23 protein-coding genes are annotated in these 22,552 nt (G+C 60.8%); 18 read left to right on the forward strand and 5 right to left on the reverse strand.

Going from position 1 to position 22,552, the window contains the following annotated elements; translation table 11 throughout:
* The first annotated feature begins 61 nt into the window (after window positions 1–61).
* From HMPREF2565_RS03070 to HMPREF2565_RS03090, 5 genes are all read left to right on the forward strand, one after another.
* Window positions 62–367 (forward strand): DUF2469 domain-containing protein, encoded by a 306-nt coding sequence (locus HMPREF2565_RS03070; protein ID WP_005528899.1) that lies wholly within the window; start codon window positions 62–64, stop codon window positions 365–367.
* A 207-nt stretch (window positions 368–574) separates the two neighbouring features.
* Window positions 575–1,012 (forward strand): YraN family protein, encoded by a 438-nt coding sequence (locus HMPREF2565_RS03075; protein WP_070545794.1) that lies wholly within the window; start codon window positions 575–577, stop codon window positions 1,010–1,012.
* Window positions 999–2,522: a YifB family Mg chelatase-like AAA ATPase gene (locus HMPREF2565_RS03080; protein WP_070545796.1), complete on the forward strand. Its 1,524-nt coding sequence runs from the start codon at window positions 999–1,001 to the stop codon at window positions 2,520–2,522. Before HMPREF2565_RS03075 ends, HMPREF2565_RS03080 begins: the two co-directional genes overlap by 14 nt.
* Entirely contained in the window at window positions 2,519–3,697 is a 1,179-nt protein-coding gene (dprA, locus tag HMPREF2565_RS03085; RefSeq protein WP_049155388.1) for a DNA-processing protein DprA, read from the forward strand. Before HMPREF2565_RS03080 ends, dprA begins: the two co-directional genes overlap by 4 nt.
* 15 nt (window positions 3,698–3,712) lie before the next feature.
* On the forward strand, window positions 3,713–4,624 hold the full coding sequence (locus tag HMPREF2565_RS03090) for a tyrosine recombinase XerC (protein WP_070682018.1): 912 nt from the start codon (window positions 3,713–3,715) through the stop codon (window positions 4,622–4,624).
* Here the strand turns inward: HMPREF2565_RS03090 and HMPREF2565_RS03095 are convergent.
* Window positions 4,587–5,093, reverse strand: a complete 507-nt coding sequence (locus HMPREF2565_RS03095; RefSeq protein ID WP_070515659.1) for a M23 family metallopeptidase — start codon at window positions 5,091–5,093, stop codon at window positions 4,587–4,589. The genes HMPREF2565_RS03090 and HMPREF2565_RS03095 overlap by 38 nt on opposite strands.
* A 394-nt stretch (window positions 5,094–5,487) precedes the next feature.
* Between HMPREF2565_RS03095 and rpsB the strand changes: the two genes are divergently transcribed.
* From rpsB to HMPREF2565_RS03120, 5 genes are all read left to right on the forward strand, one after another.
* Window positions 5,488–6,315: a 30S ribosomal protein S2 gene (rpsB, locus tag HMPREF2565_RS03100; RefSeq protein WP_010190382.1), complete on the forward strand. Its 828-nt coding sequence runs from the start codon at window positions 5,488–5,490 to the stop codon at window positions 6,313–6,315.
* Window positions 6,316–6,562: 247 nt separating this feature from the next.
* Window positions 6,563–7,375 carry a translation elongation factor Ts gene (gene tsf, locus HMPREF2565_RS03105; protein ID WP_070515657.1) on the forward strand — a complete coding sequence of 271 codons (813 nt, stop codon included), beginning with the start codon at window positions 6,563–6,565 and terminating at the stop codon, window positions 7,373–7,375.
* A gap of 248 nt (window positions 7,376–7,623) precedes the next feature.
* Window positions 7,624–8,361 (forward strand): UMP kinase, encoded by a 738-nt coding sequence (gene pyrH, locus HMPREF2565_RS03110; RefSeq protein WP_046648054.1) that lies wholly within the window; start codon window positions 7,624–7,626, stop codon window positions 8,359–8,361.
* 70 nt (window positions 8,362–8,431) lie between these two features.
* Window positions 8,432–8,989: a ribosome recycling factor gene (gene frr, locus HMPREF2565_RS03115; protein WP_046648055.1), complete on the forward strand. Its 558-nt coding sequence runs from the start codon at window positions 8,432–8,434 to the stop codon at window positions 8,987–8,989.
* A 132-nt stretch (window positions 8,990–9,121) separates the two neighbouring features.
* Window positions 9,122–9,976, forward strand: a complete 855-nt coding sequence (locus HMPREF2565_RS03120) for a phosphatidate cytidylyltransferase (protein WP_175973262.1) — start codon at window positions 9,122–9,124, stop codon at window positions 9,974–9,976.
* A 3-nt stretch (window positions 9,977–9,979) separates the two neighbouring features.
* Here HMPREF2565_RS03120 and HMPREF2565_RS03125 read toward each other — a convergent pair whose 3' ends face one another.
* The gene (locus HMPREF2565_RS03125; RefSeq protein WP_046648056.1) at window positions 9,980–10,384 is read right to left on the reverse strand and encodes a LapA family protein; all 405 of its coding nucleotides are present in this window, start codon (window positions 10,382–10,384) and stop codon (window positions 9,980–9,982) included.
* Between the two features lie 93 nt (window positions 10,385–10,477).
* Here HMPREF2565_RS03125 and rlmN point away from each other — a divergent pair, with 93 nt between their 5' ends.
* From rlmN to HMPREF2565_RS03140, 3 genes are all read left to right on the forward strand, one after another.
* A complete protein-coding gene (gene rlmN / locus HMPREF2565_RS03130; protein ID WP_070512717.1) occupies window positions 10,478–11,584 on the forward strand; it encodes a dual-specificity RNA methyltransferase RlmN in 1,107 nt (368 codons plus the stop codon).
* 70 nt (window positions 11,585–11,654) lie between these two features.
* Complete coding sequence (locus tag HMPREF2565_RS03135) at window positions 11,655–12,476, forward strand: ABC transporter ATP-binding protein (protein ID WP_071406859.1); 822 nt, start codon at window positions 11,655–11,657, stop codon at window positions 12,474–12,476.
* Window positions 12,473–14,062 carry an ABC transporter permease gene (locus tag HMPREF2565_RS03140; protein WP_071406860.1) on the forward strand — a complete coding sequence of 530 codons (1,590 nt, stop codon included), beginning with the start codon at window positions 12,473–12,475 and terminating at the stop codon, window positions 14,060–14,062. The genes HMPREF2565_RS03135 and HMPREF2565_RS03140 overlap by 4 nt, the downstream gene beginning before the upstream one ends.
* Window positions 14,063–14,146: 84 nt before the next feature.
* On the opposite strand, the gene HMPREF2565_RS03145 is transcribed toward HMPREF2565_RS03140, so the two are convergent.
* Window positions 14,147–14,596 carry a DUF2631 domain-containing protein gene (locus HMPREF2565_RS03145; RefSeq protein WP_046648059.1) on the reverse strand — a complete coding sequence of 150 codons (450 nt, stop codon included), beginning with the start codon at window positions 14,594–14,596 and terminating at the stop codon, window positions 14,147–14,149.
* 154 nt (window positions 14,597–14,750) lie between these two features.
* Here HMPREF2565_RS03145 and dxr point away from each other — a divergent pair, with 154 nt between their 5' ends.
* The 5 genes from dxr (at window position 14,751) to map (ending at window position 21,256) form a co-directional block, all read left to right on the forward strand.
* A complete protein-coding gene (gene dxr, locus HMPREF2565_RS03150; RefSeq protein WP_071406861.1) occupies window positions 14,751–15,941 on the forward strand; it encodes a 1-deoxy-D-xylulose-5-phosphate reductoisomerase in 1,191 nt (396 codons plus the stop codon).
* Window positions 15,942–15,956: 15 nt separating this feature from the next.
* Window positions 15,957–17,165, forward strand: a complete 1,209-nt coding sequence (locus HMPREF2565_RS03155; protein ID WP_071406862.1) for a M50 family metallopeptidase — start codon at window positions 15,957–15,959, stop codon at window positions 17,163–17,165.
* A 77-nt stretch (window positions 17,166–17,242) separates the two neighbouring features.
* Window positions 17,243–18,406 (forward strand): flavodoxin-dependent (E)-4-hydroxy-3-methylbut-2-enyl-diphosphate synthase, encoded by a 1,164-nt coding sequence (gene ispG, locus HMPREF2565_RS03160; RefSeq protein WP_070701698.1) that lies wholly within the window; start codon window positions 17,243–17,245, stop codon window positions 18,404–18,406.
* Between the two features lie 57 nt (window positions 18,407–18,463).
* Complete coding sequence (locus HMPREF2565_RS03165) at window positions 18,464–20,314, forward strand: penicillin-binding transpeptidase domain-containing protein (RefSeq protein WP_071406863.1); 1,851 nt, start codon at window positions 18,464–18,466, stop codon at window positions 20,312–20,314.
* 69 nt (window positions 20,315–20,383) lie between these two features.
* Window positions 20,384–21,256 carry a type I methionyl aminopeptidase gene (gene map, locus HMPREF2565_RS03170; RefSeq protein WP_046648064.1) on the forward strand — a complete coding sequence of 291 codons (873 nt, stop codon included), beginning with the start codon at window positions 20,384–20,386 and terminating at the stop codon, window positions 21,254–21,256.
* 232 nt (window positions 21,257–21,488) lie between these two features.
* On the opposite strand, the gene HMPREF2565_RS03175 is transcribed toward map, so the two are convergent.
* Both HMPREF2565_RS03175 and HMPREF2565_RS03180 read right to left on the reverse strand, forming a co-directional pair.
* Window positions 21,489–21,890, reverse strand: a complete 402-nt coding sequence (locus HMPREF2565_RS03175) for a hypothetical protein (RefSeq protein WP_070512652.1) — start codon at window positions 21,888–21,890, stop codon at window positions 21,489–21,491.
* Window positions 21,891–21,927: 37 nt separating this feature from the next.
* On the reverse strand, window positions 21,928–22,344 hold the full coding sequence (locus tag HMPREF2565_RS03180) for a hypothetical protein (RefSeq protein ID WP_046648066.1): 417 nt from the start codon (window positions 22,342–22,344) through the stop codon (window positions 21,928–21,930).
* Window positions 22,345–22,552 lie beyond the last annotated feature (208 nt).

The raw sequence follows: 22,552 nt of genomic DNA on the forward strand, positions 1-22,552 counted from the left end.
GCTGGTGCTCAATCTGTGACACCGTGATCCCGGTTGATTGTGAGCGAAGGAGAAGCACACCGTGAGCGCTGAGGAACTCGATAACTACGAGGCTGAAGTCGAGCTGTCGCTGTACCGCGAATACCGCGATGTAGTCAGCCAATTCTCCTATGTGGTGGAAACCGAACGCAGGTTTTACCTGGCCAATGCGGTCGAGCTCATTCCGCATACATCGGGGCCGGACGTCTACTACGAGGTCCGCATGTCCGATGCATGGGTATGGGATATGTACCGCTCGGCGCGCTTTGTGCGCTACGTCCGTGTGATCACTTACAAGGACGTCAACATTGAAGAGCTGGACAAGCCGGACTTTGTCCTCCCAGAGTAAAGCTCGTGTGCGGGGTGCGGGTGCCAATGAAGTGGTGAGTCCGGACTAGTTATCCACAGATTTGGTGTGGCGAGACTCAAAGCTCTCGCCAGGGGGATGCCGAGTGAGGTGTTCTGGAAGTGCCGTAAGGGGGTGTGCGGCACAGGAATTGTCTTGTGTCGTGCTTGCGGCGTGTTGTGTACACGTTCAATTCCAAGGAGCACCATAATGACAAAAAATCTAGCGACTTCCGTGCATTCACCGAGCGTGGGGCAGACCATCCGCCCTGCGGATGCACTGGGGAAAGCGGGGGAGAAGTTCGCCGCTGACTTTTACCGAGCGCGCGGGGCTCAGGTGATAGCCGCGAACGTCCACTACCGTGTGGGCGAGCTCGACCTCGTTGTGCGCGAGCCTGATGGAACCATCGTCTTCTGTGAAGTTAAAACCCGGGCAACCCGCAACTTTGGCGTCGCTGAAGCGGTAACACCGCGCAAGCTGAAGCGCCTTCGCAAGGCTGCCGCGCAGTGGCTGAGCGCAAGGCGGAGTACTACCCAGCCCTTAAGCAAGGTTCGCTTTGATGTACTCGGGCTCGTGTCCACAGGGGCTGAGAAGGGGGAGGCCTTCGACGTGGAGTATTTCCAGGGGGTTGACCATGGCTCTCGGTAGGTGCGACACGATTGCGCTGGATGGCGTGCTGGCCAGGGTGGTCACCGTGGAAGCCAACGTGGGTCCCGGGCTTCCCGGTGTCCATGTGGTGGGACTGGGTGATGCCGCGATTTCGGAGTCGCGGGATCGCATCCGGACCGCGGTGAGCAACTCGCACCTACCGTGGCCGAAAACAAAGGTCGTGGTGTCCATGTCACCAGCATCGTTGCCCAAGGCCGGCGCACATTTCGATCTCCCCATGGCGCTGGCTATCTTAGCGGCAGGCCAGAGCGAGAAAAGTCGGCTCAGCGGGGCGCTCGTGCTCGGCGAGTTGGGACTGGACGGGCAGGTTCGCCCGGTCTCCGGCATCATCCCGGCGATTCTGGCGGCACGTTCGCAAGGCTATGACACGTTGGTCATTCCGGTTGGTAATGCGGCGGAAGCAGCATTGGTTCCCGGCATGCGAGTGCTGGTGGCCGAGACCCTCTGGGATGCTTTCACTTGGGTATGCGGGAGTGATTGCCTGCCGGACGCGCAGCTGATCACGCACGCTGCGGCGCCCGCGCGTGAACAGGTTGCAGACTTCAGCGAAGTAGCCGGACAGCGGGAAGCCAAGTGGGCAGCAGAGGTTGCCGCGGCTGGCGGCCATCACGTGATGATGGTGGGGCCACCTGGTTCCGGCAAATCAATGATTGCTTCGCGTTTGCCGGGCATCCTTCCGCGCTTGACCACGGAAGAAGCGGTGGAGGCTACCGCGATCCACTCGGTGGCGGGAGCCGTTGGCACGGCGATTTCCCGGGCGCCTTTCATCGCGCCGCACGCTTCGGTCACGAGGGCCGCGCTGATCGGCGGTGGATCGGGGCGCCCGCGGCCAGGTGCGGTGAGTCTGGCGCACCATGGAGTGCTCTTTCTCGACGAGGTCAGCGAGGTTCCGGCGCAAGTACTGGATAGCTTGCGCGCACCGCTGGAAGAAGGACAGGTGCGCCTGACTCGGGCTAGCCGCGAGGTAATCTTTCCCGCCCGCTTTCAACTGGTGTTGGCTGCGAACCCGTGCCGCTGTGGCGCTGAGGAACCGTCACGCTGCGAATGCCGGGCAGCAGACAGGATGAACTACCTATCCAACCTTTCGGGCCCATTGCGCGACCGCCTCGACATCATTGTGTCTTTGTCGGGGCAATCCGCGGTACTGCACCCAGAAGGGGAGGAAACCTCCGCAGACATTGCTCAACGCGTGGCCGCCGCCAGGGAACGAATGAAGGCGCGCTGGGAGGCCGATGGGCTGGGAAGCGTAGTCAATGGCGCCGTGTCTGCTTCCTATTTGCGGCGTCATCGCCCAGCAGCGGAGTCGGCGATGATTATGCTTGCTGCCTACTTGGCTGAAGGGGAGCTCAGCCAGCGTGGGGTGGATCGTGTGCTGCGCTTGGCGTGGACGTTGGCAGACCTCGATGGAACCGCCCGTCCCGAGCTCGACCACGTCAGCCGCGCACTCGATCTCCGTGGCGCTGACACGATCGAAAGGCTGGCCGCATGAGCGAACTCAACGTGTCGACCAGCCGTCACACCTGGGCCTACCTCAACCGCGTGGTGGAAGGACCCTCACCAACCCTCCACGGTCTGCTGACCCAATACCCGGCTGAGGAGATAGCGCGAGGAATCTATAAGGGAGAGGACTGGATCGGACCCCTGCGGCAGGCTACGGCATCGCGGCGGGACTGGCTACGACAAGACGAAGACCTCGCCGCCGCAGAGGCGGTCGGAGCCCGGCTCATCACACTCGATGACGCGGAGTGGCCCGGGGAGGAATTTGCCCGTGCCTTTGGGTTCTACCACCAGGGGCTCGTCGATGCCCCGGCGACGTTTGATGACCAAGCAGTCCCGCCCCACAGCCTCTGGGTTCGCGGCGGGAACCTGCGCGAAGCGGTAGCCCAATCCGTTGCCCTGGTGGGCACGCGCGCCGTGAGCCGGTACGGCTGGGAGGTGGGCTCACTTCTGGCTGGTGGCCTCGCAGCGCACCAATGGACCGTGGTGTCCGGTGGGGCAGTGGGGGTTGATACAGCGGTGCACGAGGCAGCTCTCGACGCAGGTGGGCAGACCGTCGCGGTGGCGGCCTGCGGTATTGACATTTCCTACCCGGCGCGCAATGCACGTCTCTTTGACAGGATTGCCGGGAATGGGTGCATCGTGTCCGAGTTCGCGCCGGGCACACGGCCACAGCGTTTCCGCTTCTTGTCCCGCAACCGCCTCGTGGCGGCGATGACCAGCGGCACCGTGGTGGTGGAAGCCGGGTTTCGTTCTGGCGCGTTGAACACGCTGAACTGGGCGGAGGCTCTGGGCCGGGTTGCGATGGCGGTGCCGGGCCCAGTCACGACGTCTGGGTCCTTGGGGTGCCACCAACGCATCCAGGATGGGCGAGCGCAACTGGTGGCCTCAGTCGACGAAATACGTGGACTCGTGGGCAAAGTCGGGGAAGTGGACGCTGCGGGTCAGTATGAACTTGAGTTCCAGCCAACCCCGGTACAACGCTTGTCCCGCAATGAGCTCAAAGTGTATGACTCCACTCCGCCGGAAAGCGCGGAGGAAGGAGCGAGTGCGGAGGATATCGCGGCTGCTGCGGGAATGCGGGTGGCGCTGACCATCCACCTGCTCGTGGCGATGCAAAAGATGGGGGTGATAACGCGCTCGGGCGCGATGTGGCAGCGCACCTGAGTACACTCATGTGACATGAGTGGAGCAAGTGGTAACGCCGAACGGCGCGTGGGCGGCCAGCTGGAGGAAGCGATCGAGGACTTTGCGGATTACCAGCGCATCGTTCGCGGCCGCTCCGAGGCGACTGTCCGTGGTTACTGCTCAGACCTGCGCCTGCTGGCTGCCGACGTCCCGAGTTTCTCGTCTTTTACTCTGAACGCCCTCCGTGCCTGGCTGGCGGGTGCCGTCGATGAGGGAAAGTCTCGCTCCACGCTGGCACGGCGTACCGCGGCGGTGCGCGCCTTTTCCACGTGGGCCGCGCGCGAGGGGCACCTCGAGACTGATGTCGCCCAGCGCCTGGCTACGCCCAAGGTGGGCAAGCATCTGCCCACTGTGATGTCGCCCGCTGCCGCCGGGGAACTGATGGGCAATGCGGTCTCCGCCGATGAGATCCATTTCCTGCGTGATAGCGCCATGCTCGAGTTTCTCTATGCCACCGGTGCGCGTGTAGCCGAATTGGTGAGCCTGGACATCGGGGATGTGGATCTTTCCCGCAGCACCGCGCGCGTGACCGGTAAAGGCAATAAGCAGCGCGTCGTTCCCTTCGGGGACGCGGCCCACGACGCGCTGCGCGCCTGGCTGAAGACGGGGCGCCCCGAGCTCGCCGGTGAAACGGAAGCGGTCTTCGTGGGCACGCGCGGACGCCGAATCGATGCGCGCCAGGTCCGCCGCGTCGTCGAACGCGCCGCACAAGTCACGGGCGCGCCGGGGCTCACCCCGCACGGCCTACGCCACTCCGCGGCTACGCATCTGCTCGAGGGCGGGGCCGATTTACGCATCGTGCAAGAGTTGCTCGGCCATTCTTCTCTGCAGACCACGCAGGTCTATACGCACGTTTCTGCCCAGCGCCTTAAGGACGTCTACGCTCGCTCCCACCCGCGGGCTTGAGTCGAATGACGGGCTCGCCGAGGAGATCCAGCGGGTTGATGTAGTCCTCGCGACCTTTAATTGCGCCCCAATGGAGTCCCGGATAGCCATCCACGGACGGCGCGAGCGTGCCGATCACGTCTCCTTCCTGCACTCGGTCACCTTTCTTAACCCGCGCGAACACTGGTTGATAAGTGGTGCGTAGGCCGTTGCCATGAGCAATCGAAAGGGCTGGCTTACCCGCTATGGAGCCTGCGAAGTACACAACGCCGTCGCCAGCGGCACGCACCTTACCGCCGACAGGTAGATCCAGATCGACACCGCGGTGCCCGGCCATCCACCGCTTCTCAGGAGGTTCGAAGCCACGCAAGACACGCGAAGCAACCGGCTCCCCAGTGGTGGGGTCGACGAAGGCGGCGGCGAGGGGGACGTCGGCAAGCGCGGCCCAAACGCATAGCAGGGCAGATAAACAAAGTAGACGGTGACGCATGACCTCAAGCCTGCGCGTGAGCGCGGCTCGAGGGAAGGGGCTGCGCTCCGCCTGTGGATAAACTGGTGCTGAAGAAACTCATGGTGCGCTAGGGAAAAGTTTGTTAAGTCTGTCAACAATCCAGCGGAGGTGATTCGGTCGCGCCGTTTGGAATCACCGTGTGTGCAGTACTAAGCTAGCCCACAGCAGTCTGTGCTCGGCACCGAATGGTTACCACATGGACTGACTACGCGCGGCGAAGTAGTCGCTTCCTGGGTTAAGGAAGAGACAGTCTGTGGTTGACGCGGTCCCCACAATGATGGGGTGTTGACCAAGGCCTTCGTTGCTAGGGTGCGGAATAAAACACCGCACAATTTTTGCAAAACCGAAACAACGTATAGAAAGCGAGCGAATCATGGCAGTTGTAACCATGCGCGAGCTCCTCGACGCTGGTGTCCACTTCGGTCACCAGACCCGTCGCTGGAACCCGAAGATGAAGCGTTTCATCTTCACCGACCGTAACGGCATCTACATCATCGACCTGCAGCAGACGCTGACCTACATCGATGAGGCCTTCGAGTTCGTTAAGGAAACCGTCGCACACGGCGGCACCATCCTCTTCGTTGGTACCAAGAAGCAGGCTCAGGAAGCTGTTGCTGAAGAGGCTTCCCGCGTTGGTATGCCGTACGTGAACCACCGCTGGCTCGGCGGCATGCTCACCAACTTCCAGACCGTCTCCAAGCGCCTGAAGCGCATGAAGGAGCTGCAGGCTATGGATGCAGCTGAGGACGGCTACAAGGGCCGCACCAAGAAGGAAGTTCTGATGCTGACCCGCGAGCGCACCAAGCTGGAGCGCGTCCTGGGTGGTATCTCCGATATGACCAAGGCTCCGTCCGCACTGTGGATCGTTGACACCAACAAGGAGCACATCGCGGTCAAGGAAGCCCAGAAGCTTAACATCCCGGTTGTTGCCATCCTGGACACCAACTGCGACCCGGATGAGGTCGATTTCCCGATTCCGGGCAACGACGACGCTATCCGCGCCACCAAGCTGCTCTCCGGCATCATCGCCACCGCTGTGGATGAGGGCAAGAAGGCTCGCGAGGAGCGCCAGCTTGCACAGGCCAAGGAGGCTGCCGGCGACACCGCTGAGAAGGACGCCCGCGACGCCGCTGAGGCTGCCGCTGCGTCTGACCCGGCTTCCGCTGAGAAGTCCGAGGACGCCGAGAAGTCCGCAGAGTAATCTGCATACCTGAAGCCCCCGTACCGCGCGGCGCCTACTGTCCGCGGAGATGGGGGCTTTTTCTCACGTGTTTTCCGAAGCTTGCGAAGGCGCGTGACACACCACAGGGGTGAAACACCACGCAGAGGGTTTCCTCCGTTGGGGGAGTGGGAGAAAGCTAACACCCCCTCAACGCGACGTGGTGGTAGCGATTCAGCTACGCTATTTCAACGAATACCGTTTAAATCCAAGGAGGATCGCTCCAACTATGGCGAACTACACTGCTGCAGACGTAAAGGCATTGCGTGAGGCCACCGGCGCCGGCATGCTCGATTGCAAGAAGGCTCTCGACGAGTCCCAGGGTGACTACGACAAGGCCGTTGAGTACCTGCGCATCAAGGGCGCAAAGAACGTGTCCAAGCGCGCTGAGCGTGAGGCAACTGAGGGTCTGATTGCTGTCTCCGGCAACACGATGGTGGAGATCAACTGCGAGACCGACTTCGTGGCCAAGAACGAGGCTTTCAAGTCCTTCGCTGCCAAGATCGCTGAGGCTGCTGGTGAGGCCAAGGTCAACTCCGGTGAGGAACTCAACAACCTGGAGATTGACGGCAAGAAGGTTTCCGAGGTCGTCGACGAAGAGTCCGCAAAGACCGGCGAGAAGCTGCAGGCCCGCCGTGCCGTCACCATTGAGGGTGACAACGTAGCTGTGTACCTGCACCAGCGTTCCGCTGACCTGCCGCCGGCAGTGGGTGTCCTGGTGTCCTACGAGGGCAACGCAGAAGGCGCTCACGCAGTCGCTCTCCAGATCGCAGCTATGAACGCTGAGTACCTCACCCGCGAGGACGTTCCGGCTGAGATCGTTGAGAAGGAGCGCGAGATCGCTGAGGCCACCACCCGTGAGGAGGGCAAGCCGGAGGCTGCCCTGCCGAAGATTGTGGAAGGCCGCCTGAACGGCTTCTACAAGTCCGTGGTCCTGCTGGAGCAGGCAGCACTGTCTGACTCCAAGAAGACCGTTAAGCAGGTCGCAGACGAGGTTGGCACCACCATTACCGGTTTCGTCCGTTACGAGGTCGGCGTCTAAGCGCTTCTGAAGCTTTCGCAGTCATGGCCGCATGTCGTGCGGCGGCTGCCTTCCGTTCCCTCCTCCACTCCTTTTCCCTACGCCGTGTGGCCAAAGGAAAGAAGTGGGGGAGGGAGTTCGCTGTTTTAGCCTGCCCCTGAGGGTGGGGCTCGCACGCAGCTGAGTATTAGCAAGCGGCTTCCTATGGTTAAGATGGAACAGAATTATTCAAGCGCTTAACTGAAGCGTCGCCATGCGTGAAGGAGACGATGAAGACCGTGACCAACCCTGAACCGAAGCGAACCGGATACAAGCGAGTCATGCTCAAGCTGGGCGGTGAGATGTTCGGCGGTGGCAAGGTCGGCATCGACCCTGATGTGGTAGAAAACGTCGCCCGCCAAATTGCCGAGGTGGCGCAGCAGGGTACCGAAATCGCCGTCGTTATCGGCGGCGGTAACTTCTTCCGCGGCGCCGAACTTTCCCAGCGCGGCATGGACCGCGCGCGCTCCGACTACATGGGCATGCTCGGCACCGTCATGAACTCCCTGGCGCTGCAGGACTTTCTCAAACAGCAGGGCATCGACTGCCGCGTGCAGACCTCCATCAACATGGCACAGATCGCTGAGCCCTACCTCCCGCTGCGTGCCGACCGCCACTTGGAAAAGGGCCGCGTCGTCATCTTCGGCGCCGGAATGGGCATGCCGTACTTCTCCACCGATACCACTGCGGCGCAGCGAGCCCTAGAGATCGGCGCGGAAGTCCTCTTCTTGGCCAAGGCAGTCGACGGCGTCTATTCGGCCGACCCCCGGACCAACCCGGATGCCGAACTGTATTCCGAAATCACCCCGCGTGAGGTTATTGAGAAGGGTCTGAAGGTGGCCGATGCCACCGCGTTCAGCCTCTGCATGGACAACAATATGCCGATTTTGGTCTTCAACCTCCTCACCGAGGGCAACATCAAGCGTGCCGTCAACGGCGAGAAGATCGGCACGCTGGTTCAGTCCTAGTACAAATGGGCTGCGACCTGCTAAATTCTTTCCCAGAACTTTTGACTATTTCAAGGGAGTTGTAACCCTCATGATCGACGAGATCCAGCTCGAAGCTGAAGAGCACATGACCGCTTCGGTAGAGCACACCCGTGAGCAGCTGCTCACCATCCGCACCGGCCGCGCCAACCCGTCCATGTTTAACGGCTTGGTCGCTGAGTACTACGGGGTTCCGACCCCGATTACCCAGATGGCCACCATCTCGGTCCCTGAACCGCGCATGCTGCTCATCAAGCCTTATGAACAGTCCGTGATGAATGAGATTGAGAACGCAATCCGCAATTCGGATCTCGGTGTGAACCCGACGAACGACGGTCAGGTACTGCGCGTGACCATCCCGCAGCTGACCGAGGAGCGCCGCCGCGACATGGTCAAGATGGCCAAGAGTAAGGGCGAGGACGGCAAGATTGCTATCCGCAACATCCGCCGCCGTGCTATGGAGCAGTTGAAGAAGCTGCAGAAGGATGGCGACGCGGGTGAGGACGAAGTTATCGCCGCCGAGAAGGAGATGGAAAAGATTACGTCCGGCTACATCGAGCAGGTGGACCAGCTCGTAGCCAACAAGGAAGAAGAGCTCATGGAGGTCTAGCCTCCGCACTCACAGAGTTTTGACTTGCCGCCGCGCCAGGCACCGACCAGCACGGCGGTCTTTTCTGTGTAGACCTTGACTTACCCCACGATTGAATGAGGAGCACGCGTGAGCACTGAGCACTCGAGCCGAATGCCCAAACCCAAAAACTCCGCGGGTCGAGACATGCCCGCGGCGATTGCCGTTGGTGTTGGTTTGGGTGCGCTCGTTGTCTTTGCGGTGTGGGCTGGACCCCTTGTGTGGTACCTCGTCGTAGCCACAGCGCTGGGCCTAGCCATGTGGGAGGTTCTTACTCGGCTGCGGGAGCACTCCTACTACGTTCCGCGGACGTTGCTCATCGTCCTGGGCCAAGCCATGGTGTGGGTCTCGTGGTTCCTTAATGCCTCCGGCCTCGTCGCGGTTTATGTGGTTGCGGTCTTGGCGCTCATGTTCGGCCGCCTCTTTCACAACGGCAGACACCGCCCCCCGATCAACTATCTGCGCGATATGTCCGTGGGTATTTTCGTTCTCACCTGGATCCCACTTTTTGGCACTTTTGCCGCGATGCTTTCGCGGGTGGAGACGCCCTTTGCCTCGGGCGCGGCGTCGATTGTCGTGTTTATGCTCTGCGTCGTCGCCTCAGACACCGGTGGTTTCATCGCCGGCGTGATGTTTGGATCGCACCCCATGGCCCCCGCGGTGAGCCCCAAGAAGTCGTGGGAGGGCTTTGCCGGCTCGGTAGTTTTCGGCACCCTGACCGGTGCATTGAGTTTCGCGTTCCTGCTGCACCACACTCCATGGGTGGGCGCGCTCATGGGCCTCGGGCTCGTTTTCTGCGCCACTCTCGGTGACTTGGTGGAGTCTCAGTTTAAGCGGGAATTGGGCATCAAGGATATGTCTGCCTTGCTGCCCGGTCACGGCGGCATCATGGACCGCCTGGATGGCATGCTGCCATCCGCGATGGTCACGTGGGTGGCAATGAGCTTCCTGACCACCCTGGCGCCGTAGGTCTTACCGGCGCGCTTGCTTGCGTACCTGGCGGCGCAACTCGAACATGCGCCAGCCGCCCACCAGGGCCATAATGAGCGCGCCGGCAATGGCGCAGATGAGGTAAGTGACACCGGCGGGGAACTGCACTGACCAGTTAAGGAAGTTCAGCGGTACTTGGTGCTGGTTCTGCAGGATGAAGATGATAAGGACGATGAGCAGCAAGAAGCCCACGATGAGGGCAATCCACGTGCTGGCGGCGAAGGAGCCCTTGACCTTTCCGTCATTTTTATTGTCATAGTCGGTTGCGCGCGGAGCCGGCTCCACCGCACCGCCACCGGAAGTGGTTTCCGCAGACAGGTCGGTCAGAGGCTCGTCGGCCGGAGCGGTGGTGCGGAATTCCTCAGGGGAGTTTTCTGGATTCGTCATGCATCTATTAAATAGGTTGAGATGTCACTTTCGCCACTCCAGCAGAGCCTAGATTGGATAATGTGGCTGAAAACGTGGAAAATGGGCTCTACCATGGCTGAACCACTGAAACTGAATTTCTCCGCTCCGCGCCGCGGGCTACCCCCGAAGCACTTCGCGGACCTGACCGAGGCCGAGCGCATTGAGGCGCTCGCGGAACTTGGCCTGCCTAAGTTCCGGGCAAAGCAGCTGGCCAAGCACTACTACGTCCACCACACCGCCGATGTTTCCGAGATGACGGATATCCCGGCTGCCTCCCGCGAGGCAGTCCAGGAGCGTTTGTTCCCCACGCTCATGCAACCCATTCGGCAGACTTCCACCGACGACGGCGAGACCACCAAGTCCCTGTGGCGTTTGCACGACGGCACGCTGCTGGAGTCCGTGCTCATGCGCTACCCAGGGCGCGCCACCCTGTGTATCTCCTCCCAGGCCGGGTGCGGCATGGCCTGTCCGTTCTGCGCCACCGGCCAGGGCGGGCTGGACCGCAACCTGTCCACCGCGGAAATTGTGGAGCAGTTTAGGCACGCTGCTCGCCTTTTGGAAGAGGAAGGCGGGCGCTTAAGCAACGTTGTCTTCATGGGCATGGGCGAGCCGCTGGCCAACTACAAGCGCGTGGTTCATGCGGTGCGCCAGATTACCGGACCTGATCTCAGCGGCTTCGGATTGTCCCAGCGCAACGTCACTGTATCGACGGTGGGGCTGGCCCCGGCCATCCGCAAGCTCGCGGATGAGGATTTGTCCTGCACCCTCGCAGTGTCCCTGCACACCCCGGACGATGAGCTGCGCGATACTCTCGTGCCGGTCAACAACCGCTGGCCGGTCGAGGAGGTGCTCGATGCCGCTAAGTACTACGCCGACAAGTCTGGCCGCCGCGTGTCCATCGAGTATGCGCTGATCCGCGATAAGAACGATCAGGATTTTCGCGCCGACATGCTGGGCCGGAAGCTGCATGCGGCACTGGGCTCTAAGGTTCACGTCAACGTCATTCCGCTCAACCCCACACCGGGTTCGGAGTGGGACGCTGCCCCGAAGGCGCGCCAGGACGAGTTCGTTCGCCGCGTCATCGCGCAGGGCGTGCCGTGTACCGTGCGTGATACCAAGGGCGATGAAATCGCTGCGGCTTGTGGCCAGCTCGCCGCTGATGAGCGCGAGACCGCTTAAGGGCTCTGCTTACAGTTTCCTAACGATAGTTTTTCGGAGAACAAAGCATTAATGGTTCTTGATACCGTTAATGCTTATGACTTATCCTTATCGTGCGGACTTAGCCGCTGATCCGCGCACCCAAGCTCTTGCGGTGCGCGACCTGCGCAAGTCCTTTGGTTCTCAGATCGCTGTCAACCACCTCAACCTGGATGTCCCGCGTGGTTCCATCTACGGGATAGTGGGGCCCAATGGCGCGGGCAAGACCACGATGCTGACCATGGCCTGTGGCCTCCAGCGCCCGGATTCTGGCCACAGCTTCATCGCTGGTCACAATGTGTGGGAGGATCCCATCCCCGCCAAGCGGGCCATGGGTCTGCTCATGGATGGGGCACCGGTCTTCGACCGCCTGACGGGCGCGGAGTATTTGCACTACCTCGGTGCTTTGCACAAACTGGAACGCGCCGAGTCGCTGCGCCGTGCGCAGGAGCTTCTCGACGCCCTCTCCCTCTCCGATGCCGCCGACAAACGCATCTCGGATTATTCCGCCGGCATGACCAAAAAGATCCTCTTGGCCGGCGCCGTCCTGCACAACCCAGAGGTGCTCATTCTCGATGAGCCGCTGGAAGCCGTGGATCCGGTCTCCGGGCGCCTCATCCAGCAGATGCTGCGCGCCTATGCTGCGCGTGGCGGCACGGTTATTTTGTCTTCGCACGTCATGGAGCTTGTTGAGGGGCTTTGTGACCACGTTGCCATCATCAACGGCGGCCAAGTCATCACCGCAGGCCACGTGGATGATGTCCGGCAGGGCCAAAGCCTGAGCGATCTGTTCATCGCGGCCGTTGGGGGACGGGACCTGGACGCCTCGAAGTTTGGGTGGCTGCGCTCGCAAGCGGCGGGTGATAGCGAATGACATCCACTCTGTTCAGGCTTCATCGCACTCTGTGGTGGCGCAGTGTTGCCTCCAACCCGTCGACGCTCATCATGGGGCTGTTGATGCTGCTCTACGGGGCTATCGGTCTCGTTTCGCTCGCCTTCATGGTGTATACCGATATCACCACACCCGGACACGGTTACCAAGCGCTGACCGTCGGGGTGGCAGGAGGCATGCTCATCTACGTACTCCTCGCTCTTTTCATGCCGGCGGGGGAGAACCAGTTGAGCCCGACAACCCTGGGAGCTCTTCCTCTGACTCCCCGCGAGGTTCTTCCGGGCCTCTTCCTTTCCAGCTTGCTGACCACCCGCGCCATCATGTCGGTTGTCTTTTCCCTGGTATATGCGATCATCGGCAGCATCTTCCTTATACTGACGGGGCCTGGGTGGGCCGCAGTGCCCTTCGTCGTCGGCATGGTTCTCTCGTGTGCGACGACCATCATCTTCGGCGAATGCCTTGGCCAAGTGGCTTCCGCCATCGCGGATTCCCAGAAATCCCGCACCCAAATCGCGGCGATGGTGGTCATGGGCTTGCTGGTCTTTGGCATGCTGCAGGCGCAGAGCGTCCTGGAGTCTTTGCCGCCGTTAAACACGGTGGGCACTGCCAGCGCTTGGACCCCGTTTGGTGCAGGGGTGGGGTGGGCGCTCGCGCTTGCCGACGGCCACTTCCTCACCGCCCTAGCCCAACTGCTCATCGCGGTGGCCAGCCTTGGCCTGTTGGTATGGGGGTGGTCCCGTCAGATAACCGGCCTTATGCGCAATCCGGGAGCGGGTGGTGACGCAGCCAGCGAGGTGACGGGCAAGGGAGTATCCAAGTTGGAGTTGGGCGCGTGGTCTTATTCCAGCCCGGCGGCGATGGAATATACCCGCGCGTTGCGTTATCTCACCCGTGACAAGCGGCAAACAGGCATGCTGTACATGATGCCTCTGTTCGGCGTGGTGACGCTCTATCAGCTGTGGAAGGGCGAGGACTTCGCTGCCTATTTCATGCTGTGCTTCAGCGCAATCGTGCTCTCTTCGCTCTTGGCTAATGATTATGGCTTCGATGGGCCATCGAACTGGGTCCACATGGTGGCGCCGGTTGCCCCGCGCACCATACTTCATGCGCGCCACCTCGCACACGTGACTATTCCTTTGATTGGGTTTGTTCTGCTTGCCGTAGTGGTTCTTGTCTTTGGTGATGACGGCACCTTGGGCATGTTGAGCACAGCTGTGGCCCTAGGAGTATTTATCTCCACGGCGGCGGTGGGCTTGGGCCTTACTGTGCTTAACCCTTATCCCTTGTCCGCTCCTGGGCAGAACCGGTGGAATGATAAATCTGGCTATTCCGCTGGTGCTTTTCTCACTGCGTTCGTCGGCATGCTGTTGGTATGGGTGCCCGCGCTGCCCGGCATCGTGGTTTCTGCCCTCGTTTACGAGCGAGGAGGCTGGCTGCTTTACGTTGCGGTGATGGTTTCGCTGCTGGTCCCGGCGCTGGTTTACGCCGTTGTCTGGCGCTTTGCCGGAAACAGAGCGCAGGAGCGAACCCCGGAAATCTACGCGGTGGTCAACCGTTACGTGACCTAGGGGGCGAAAAGATAAAACAAAGCTCCCTTTTAGCAGGCCATTCGTGAACTGCAGAAAGGGAGCTTTATTTAAAGCGAAGAAGCGTTAGTTAGCCACCGGCTTGGCAGCGTGGCGGCCTTCGGTCACACCACGAAGGTGGGCAACGCGAGAAGGCTCGATGTTGAGGGCACGCAGCTCATCATCAGTCAGAGAAGCGTAGACGTTGTGAACGGTCTTCTGCTCGTATGCCCAGTCCGGCTCCTCGTGGCCTACCGGCTTGTTACGGGCGGTCAGGGTGCGCACCTGGGAGAGCTTCGGCTGCAGAGCGTAAATCACCAAACCGAGGGCGATAAGGACTGCCAAGGTGATGAGCCAAATCGTCTCCACGTGGCCCTTGTGGTTACCAAAGTTATAAGCAAGCAGGAACACGACGGACGTCCAACCGGCGATCTGTACGCCCGAGCGGCTGATGCGGGACCAACCGAAACCTGCGGACGGGACGTCATCGGTGGATACGCCGTCGAAAACCTGCGATGCCGGCTTGTGGGAAGACACTTGCTCTCCTTTGCGTGTACATGCAGCTCACCCTGGATAGAACTAGTTGAGTCGAGCGAGCGCACGAAAAATGCCAGTTATTCTGTGTAGTAGTTTAAATGATCCTGCCGACAACCGCGATTAAACACCCCCGCCTTTCGCTATCGGAGCACCTATGACTCCGGCTAGGGTGAACAGGGTGAGTACCCAACGCATTCTGATTCTCGGCTCTACTGGCTCGATTGGCACCCAGGCTCTGGACGTTATCGCGGATAATCCCGATAAATTCACAGTCGTGGGTATCGCTGCCGGTGGGTCCAACCCACAGCTCGTCATAGAGCAGGCCCGCGCTCTCAACCTTTCGTTTGACCACGTGGCCGTCGCTAAGCCTGAGGCGGCCCACACCGTTTCCGAGGCCCTCGGCGGCGCTGTGCTGTCGGGCCCAGACTCCGCAGAACAACTTGTCAAGGCCATCGATGCGGATAAGGTTCTCAACGCGCTTGTTGGATCCATGGGCTTGGCATCCACCATCGCCACTTTGGAGAAGGGCGAGCTGTTGGCGTTGGCGAACAAAGAATCCCTCGTCGCCGGCGGCTCCATCGTCACCCGCTTGGCGGGGGAGGGGCAGATTATTCCGGTGGATTCCGAGCATTCCGCCATGGCGCAGTGCCTGCGCGCGGGCAGCGGTGTGGAGCTTGAGCGCCTCGTTCTTACCGCCTCTGGCGGTCCTTTCCGCGGGTGGACCCGCGAGGAGATGTGGGATGTCACCCCGCAGCAAGCAGCGCAGCACCCGACGTGGTCGATGGGGCAGATGAACACCCTGAATTCGGCGACTTTGGTGAATAAGGGCCTTGAGCTCATCGAGGCGACCTTGCTGTTCGACATCCACCCGGACCTTATTGATGTCACCGTTCACCCCCAATCCATCGTGCACTCCATGGCCACCTTCACCGATGGCTGCACGATTGCGCAGTGTTCCCCGCCGTCGATGAAGCTGCCGATCTCGTTGGCGCTGGACTGGCCACACCGAGTACCCGGCGCTCAGCCGGCGTTGGACTTTTCCGCCGCTCATGACTGGCGCTTCGAGCCGCTCGATGACGAAGCCTTCCCAGCCGTTCGCCTTGCCCGCGAGGTAGCCGCTGCCGGCGGCACGCATGCCGCTGTATATAACGCTGCGAACGAGGAGGCAGCAGCGGCTTTCCTGGCGGGTCGCATCCACTTCCCGGAAATTGTTGACGTGGTTAGCCACGTCGTGGGTCAGGCCTCGGAGTTCGCTGGTGTACCCTCTAGCGTCGATGATGTCCTCGCTGTGGAAGGTGAGGCCCGCCGTCGCGCGAACGCGCTGGTGGATTCGCTCGCTCGTTAGAAAGCCTCAGAGTTTATGGCAAATGTCCTCGGTATTATCCTCTTCGCTTTGGGGATCGGCATCACCGTTGCCCTACACGAGGCAGGCCACATGTTCACCGCCCGTGCCTTCGGGATGCGAGTGCGGCGCTACTTTATCGGCTTTGGGCCGCGCGTCGCCTCCTTTACACGTGGCCACACCGAATACGGCCTTGCCGCTTTTCCAGTGGGTGGCTTTTGCGATATCGCGGGCATGACGGCGCAGGATGAGTTCCTCACGGAGGAAGAAGAGCCCTATGCCATGTATAAGAAGCCGGCGTGGCAGCGGATCATCGTTCTGGCCGGCGGTATCACGGTTAACCTGCTGTTGGGATTCATTATCCTGCTGATCATTGCCATGACCACCGGCCTGCCTAACCCAGACGCGGATGTTCGTCCACGCGTAGGGGAGGTCTCCTGTGCTGTGAACCAGAATGCCGAGGGTGAATTAGAACCCTGCCAGGGCCTGGGCCCAGCCGGTGAAGCGGGCGTGGAGCCGGGGGATATCGTTGTCGCGCTCAACGGCGAGACTATGGACTCCTTCGCGCAGCTTCGCGATACCGTCATGAACTACCCCGGTGACACCGTCACCCTCACCGTCGAGCGCGATGGTGCAGCGCGTGATTTCGATATCACGCTTGCTACGGTGACTCGACTCAACGCGGAGGGACAGCTGGTGAAGGTCGGCGCCATCGGCATGACCAACCAGATTATCGATATCAGGGAGACCTACTCCTTTGTCGACGCTATCCCGGCCACCGCGCGCTACTCGGGATATGCCTTGAACGCCACCGTCCAGGGCATCGCCCAATTCCCGGCAAAGATTCCGGGTGTGGTGGCTTCTATCTTCGGGCAGGAGCGTGATGTCAACGGGCCTATTTCCGTGGTGGGCGCCTCCCGTGTGGGCGGCGAGCTGGTGGAGCGCAGTCTGTGGTCCTCCTTCTTTATGATGCTGGCCACCCTCAATTTCTTCCTCGCGTTGTTCAACCTCATTCCGCTACCGCCTTTTGATGGCGGTCACATCGCCGTGATTTTCTACGAAAAGATCCGTGATGCCCTGCGCCGTCTCATGGGCAAGGAACCGAAGGGCCCGGCGGATTACACCAAGCTCATGCCGGTGACCTATGTGTTGGCTTTCATTCTTATGGCGGTGGGTGCGCTCATCATGATTGCGGACGTGGTCAACCCAATTCGGCTGTTTGGCTAGTGATCTGGCTGCCTGCTCCCGCTGTCGTGCGCGGTGCTAGAGTAGGGGCGTTAAAACCCAATTAGCAAGGAGCACACATGTCGACCCCTATTGGTCTTGGTATTCCCGACGGCCCACCTCCCACCTTGGCGCCGCGCCGCAAGACGCGTCAGCTCATGGTCGGCCAGGTTGGCGTGGGCTCTGACCACCCCATCTCCGTGCAGTCGATGACTACGACGAAGACGCATGACATCAACGCCACCCTTCAGCAGATTGCTCAGCTGACCGCCAGTGGCTGCGATATTGTTCGCGTAGCTTGTCCGAAGACTGTGGATGCGGAGGCTTTGCCAGCAATTGCGCAGAAGTCCCCGATCCCGGTGATTGCCGATATTCACTTCCAGCCCAAGTACATCTTCGCCGCCATCGATGCCGGCTGTGCCGCTGTCCGCGTTAACCCGGGCAACATCAAGGAATTTGATGGCCGCGTCAAGGAGGTAGCTAAGGCAGCCGGCGATGCTGGTATTCCGATTCGCATTGGCGTTAACGCAGGCTCCCTGGACAAGCGCATCATGGAGAAGTACGGCAAGGCCACTCCGGAGGCCCTCGTCGAGTCTGCACTCTGGGAGGCCGGGCTCTTCGAGGAGCACGGTTATGGCGATATCGCCATTTCCGTAAAGCACAATGACCCGGTCGTCATGGTGGAGGCCTACCGCCAGCTCGCCGCTCAGTGCGACTACCCGCTGCACCTCGGCGTTACCGAGGCCGGCCCCGCATTCCAGGGCACCATCAAGTCTTCGGTCGCTTTCGGTGCCCTGCTTGCCGAAGGCATCGGTGACACCATCCGCGTGTCCTTGTCCGCGGACCCGGTCGAAGAGATCAAGGTCGGTGACCAGATTCTGCAGTCCCTCAATTTGCGCCCGCGCAAGCTGGAGATTGTCTCCTGCCCGTCCTGTGGTCGCGCACAGGTGGACGTGTACAAGCTGGCCAACGAGGTCACCGAGGGCCTTGACGGTATGGAATTCCCGCTGCGCGTGGCCGTTATGGGCTGCGTGGTGAACGGCCCGGGCGAGGCCCGCGATGCAGATCTCGGTGTGGCCTCTGGCAACGGCAAGGGCCAGATCTTCGTCAAGGGTGAGGTCATCAAGACCGTGCCCGAATCCAAGATCGTGGAAACGCTCATCGAAGAAGCAATGCGCCTGGCAGAAGAACAGGGCCTGGAGGCCGTGGAAGGCGCCAAGGCTGAGGTTCGCGTTACCAAGTAGCACGCCTGCGGTGTGGGGTGGCCGCCGCGCCGCCCCAGGCTGCTACGCTGCCCAAGCATGAAGAGGTTCGTGGCGCTGCTGGGTGCGGTAGGTTTCGCGGCGTCGTCTGTGGTGGGATGTACCCCCAAGCCGGTGTCCGCACGCCCAATTGCAGAAGAGTTTCTCGAGAGCATGGAAACTCGCAACAACGAAGAGCTGGTGCAGCTGATCGACGATGGCTCGACCGCCACGAACACCCTTGACGCCACCTTCGCGGGCCTGCAAGCAGAGGGCCTCGACGTCGAACTGACCGGGGTAGATCAGGAAGAGGCTCAGGCCACCGCGCACTATTCAGTGACGTGGACTCTGCCGCGTAATCGTTCCCTCCGCTATGACACGTCTATGGCCTTGACTCGCAAGGACAAGGACTGGACTGTCCGCTGGCAGCCCAGCATCATTCACCCCGATCTCGGCGCGCACCAGCACCTCGAGCTGCGCTCAGTCGCGCCGAAGCGCGCGGGCGTGGTCTCCTCCGATGGCGTCGAGCTGATGTCACCGGGGCTGCAATACCGCCTTGTTGTCGATACCGACGCTGTCGATGACCCGCGTCCGCTGGCAGCTAAGATTTCCGGCGCTTTGAGCCAAGCGCATCGGGAGGATGATTCCATTCCGGAGGTTGATTCTGGCGAACTTGCCACAAACCTCGAAGGAATCGATGGCTCCTACTCGGTCACCATGCTCAACGAGGCCCAGGCAGCGAGGCTGCGTCCCGTCCTGGAAAACCAGAAGGGGATTCGCTTCAATGAGGAGCCGGCGCTCATCACTCGCGATACCGGCCTGGCACCCGACATCCTCTCCCGTGTGCGATCCATGGTTTCTGAAGAAGTCGATGGCAAGAATGGTTGGTCCGTCTCTGTCGTGAACGAACACGGGGCTGCGCTATCCGACGTCGAGTATCACGAGCCCGAAGCGGCTCCGTCCATCAAGGTTTCGCTGGATTATGACGTTCAGCGTGCTGCGCAAGAAGCCATTAATCTGCACCCCGGGTACGAGGCCATGATTGTGGCCATGCGCCCCTCCACGGGCGAAATTCTGGCCGTGGCGCAAACCCCGGAAGCAGATAAGAAGGGCGACATCGCCCTCCAAGGCCAGTTCCCTCCCGGATCGGTCTTCAAGATTATTACGGCCTCGGCGGGCGTCGACAAGCAAGGCCTGTCCACAGATTCCATCGTGCCCTGCCCGGGCACCATGGATCTGTACGGGCGCACCGTGACCAACTACAACGGGTTCTCGCTCGGCTCGGTACCGCTGCGCCAAGCCTTTGCACAATCCTGCAACACCACGTTCGCGCAGATCTCGACCGACCTCCCCAAGGGTGAGCTTCGCGACGTGGGCAAGCAATACGGGCTGGGCATCGACTACGAGGTGCCGGGGCTCTCGACGATTACCGGTTCGATCCCAGAGGGAGAAACCCCGCTTGAACGCACGGAAGCCGGCTATGGCCAGGGCCTTGACCTTGTCTCTCCCTTTGGCATGGCGCTTGTTTCTTCGACGGTAGCGGCTGGCAAGACCCCGACGCCGACTCTCATCGAGACACGGGAGACCAAGGTTTCCGAGGAGGTCCCCGCGCCGAGTGAAGAGACGCTGAATCAGGTACGGGACATGATGCGTCAGGTGGTGGCGAGCGGTACTGCGGCGGGTATGCAGGCACAGGGAACCATTTATGGAAAGACCGGTGAGGCAGAAATCAACGACGGCTCGCACGCGTGGTTTACCGGCTTCCGCGATGATGACATTGCTTTTGCCACACTCGTGGTGTTGGGCGGTGGCTCGACGATTTCGGTCAACATCACTGATAACTTCCTGCAGCGTTTGGATGCCCTCCGCGCGGAAGGCCACGGCGAGGTTGCTCCTGCACAAGAGCAGTAGCGCGCGCTCATGAGCGCGCCAATGGTGCTCTTTGTCGGGTGCTGGGGAAGAGGGCTACCATGAGTAGTTATGACTAAGCGCGCGATGCTGAAACAAGAAAAAGATACTCCAATCCGCACGGTACCGAAGGATATCGAACGCCCAGAGTACGTGTGGAAGGATACGGTCCAGGAAGCGCAGGGCGAGCCGTTTGTGCAGACCCCGGAGGTCATTGAGGCCATGCGTGAGGCCTCACGCATCGCGGCCAACGCTCTGCAGGAAGCCGGAAAGGCTGTGGCTCCCGGTGTGACCACGGATGAGATTGACCGCGTTGCGCACGAGTATATGTGCGATCACGGTGCCTACCCGTCGACGCTGGGGTACTTGGGCTTTCCGAAATCCTGCTGCGTGTCCCTCAATGAGATTGTCTGCCACGGCATCCCGGATACCACGGTGATTGAGGATGGCGACATCGTCAATATCGACGTCACTGCCTTCAAGAATGGTGTGCACGGCGATACCAATGCCACCTTCCTCGCCGGCAATGTCTCAGAGGAGCACAAGCTGTTGGTGGAGCGCACGAAGGAAGCGATGATGCGCGGGATCAAGGCGGCGAAGCCCGGCCGTGAGATTAACGTTATTGGTCGCGTTATTGAGTCTTATGCCAATCGTTTCGGCTACAACGTGGTTACCGATTTCACTGGCCACGGTGTGGGCCCGACCTTCCACAACGGCCTCGTCGTGCTGCACTACGACTCGATGACCTACCGCGACATCCTTGAGCCGGGAATGACGCTGACCATTGAGCCGATGATCAACCTGGGATCGCTGGACTATGAGATTTGGGACAACGGCTGGACCGTCCAGAACACCGATGGCAAGTTCACCGCCCAGTTCGAGCACACCATCGTTATCACCGATGACGGCAACGAGATCCTTACCCTGCCTGGTGAACTCGACTAGCCTAAGAGGCGGTAAGGCTCGGTCTTAAGACAGTACCTCTTAAGACGCATAGAGCTGCCCTTGTTGACGAAAGTGCTCCGGATTCTTCAAGGATCCGGAGCACTTTCGTCAGTTTGGAGGGGGTGCGTGCGCCCGTTGCGCCAGAGGTCGGAGATAGACAAAGCGCCCACCTCCGTAAAAGGAGATGGGCGCTTTCTAAGGCGCTGAGCTAATCAGCGAGTCCGCGTACTAATTAGCGGCGGAAGATCGGGTCCAGCACGTGTGCCGGGATAATGTGGTTGTACACAGCGAAGTTGTACGCAGCGAACAGGGCACCTGCGATGGCGGAGCCGATAGCAGCGTAGGTGCCCTCACGCCAAGCCTTAGCCCAGGTCGGGTTGGTGGTGTCATCAGCGGTGTTCTCGCCGAAGAGGTCAGCGCCGGTGACCTTCTTGTCACCCTCGGTAGCGTCGCCCCACTTGGAGGACAGGGTAGCGTCGCTGTCGTCCTCCTTGACCTTCTCGTTTGCGGAGGACAGCTCGGAGGAGAGGGAGGTTTCCTCGGTGTTCTCAGCAGCGAAAGCAACGGAGGTGCCAGCGAAAGCAACGGAGGCGGCGGTTGCAGCAGCAACAGCGGCGGTGCGGAAGTTACGCATGAAGTTTAAGCCTTTCGGAAAGTGTGTGTGGGGCGTCTTAGAAGGACGGGCCGTGGACGAAGAAGTTGTAGACCACGCCGATGAGGCCGGCGATGGAAGCGACGGCGCTAGCAACGCCTACGCCGTAGAAGGTCTTGGCCCAGGTCGGCTGGTCGCCGATGGTGGTGCACTCGCCAGCTTCGCCCTCATCGCAGTGCTCAGACTTGGAGGAACCAAAGATGGCACGGCCGTCAGCCTCGGTGCCGATGTTGTCGTTCTCGTCGACGTTGAACCAGCCGCCAACCTTGGAGGACAGGGAGCCCTCAGGCTTGTCGTAAGGCTGACCGCCCTTTGCGTCTTCGACAGCTTCGGTGGTGTTGGAGCCGTCGAAGGTGGCTGCGGTGGCAACGGTGGAGCCGCCGAAGGCAACTGCGAGAGCGGTAGCGCCGGCGAGGGCTGCATTGCGGATACGCATATCAAAATTCCTTAATGTCGTACGTGCAAGGCCTCCTGGCGGAGGAGCCTCGATTCACAGGGATAGGGATGAGTTTGGTATCCCCAAAACACACTGAGCCGACAGAGACCATCGACTCGTTCCGGTGTCTGTATAAAACCTATCCAACGGTCAGTCAAAATGCACGCTAGTTGGAGCGTTCTTTTACGCGAGCGGCAGAGGTACCCCC

The sequence above is a fragment of the Corynebacterium sp. HMSC072A04 genome, from assembly GCF_001809235.1.
GTDB lineage: Bacteria > Actinomycetota > Actinomycetes > Mycobacteriales > Mycobacteriaceae > Corynebacterium > Corynebacterium hiratae.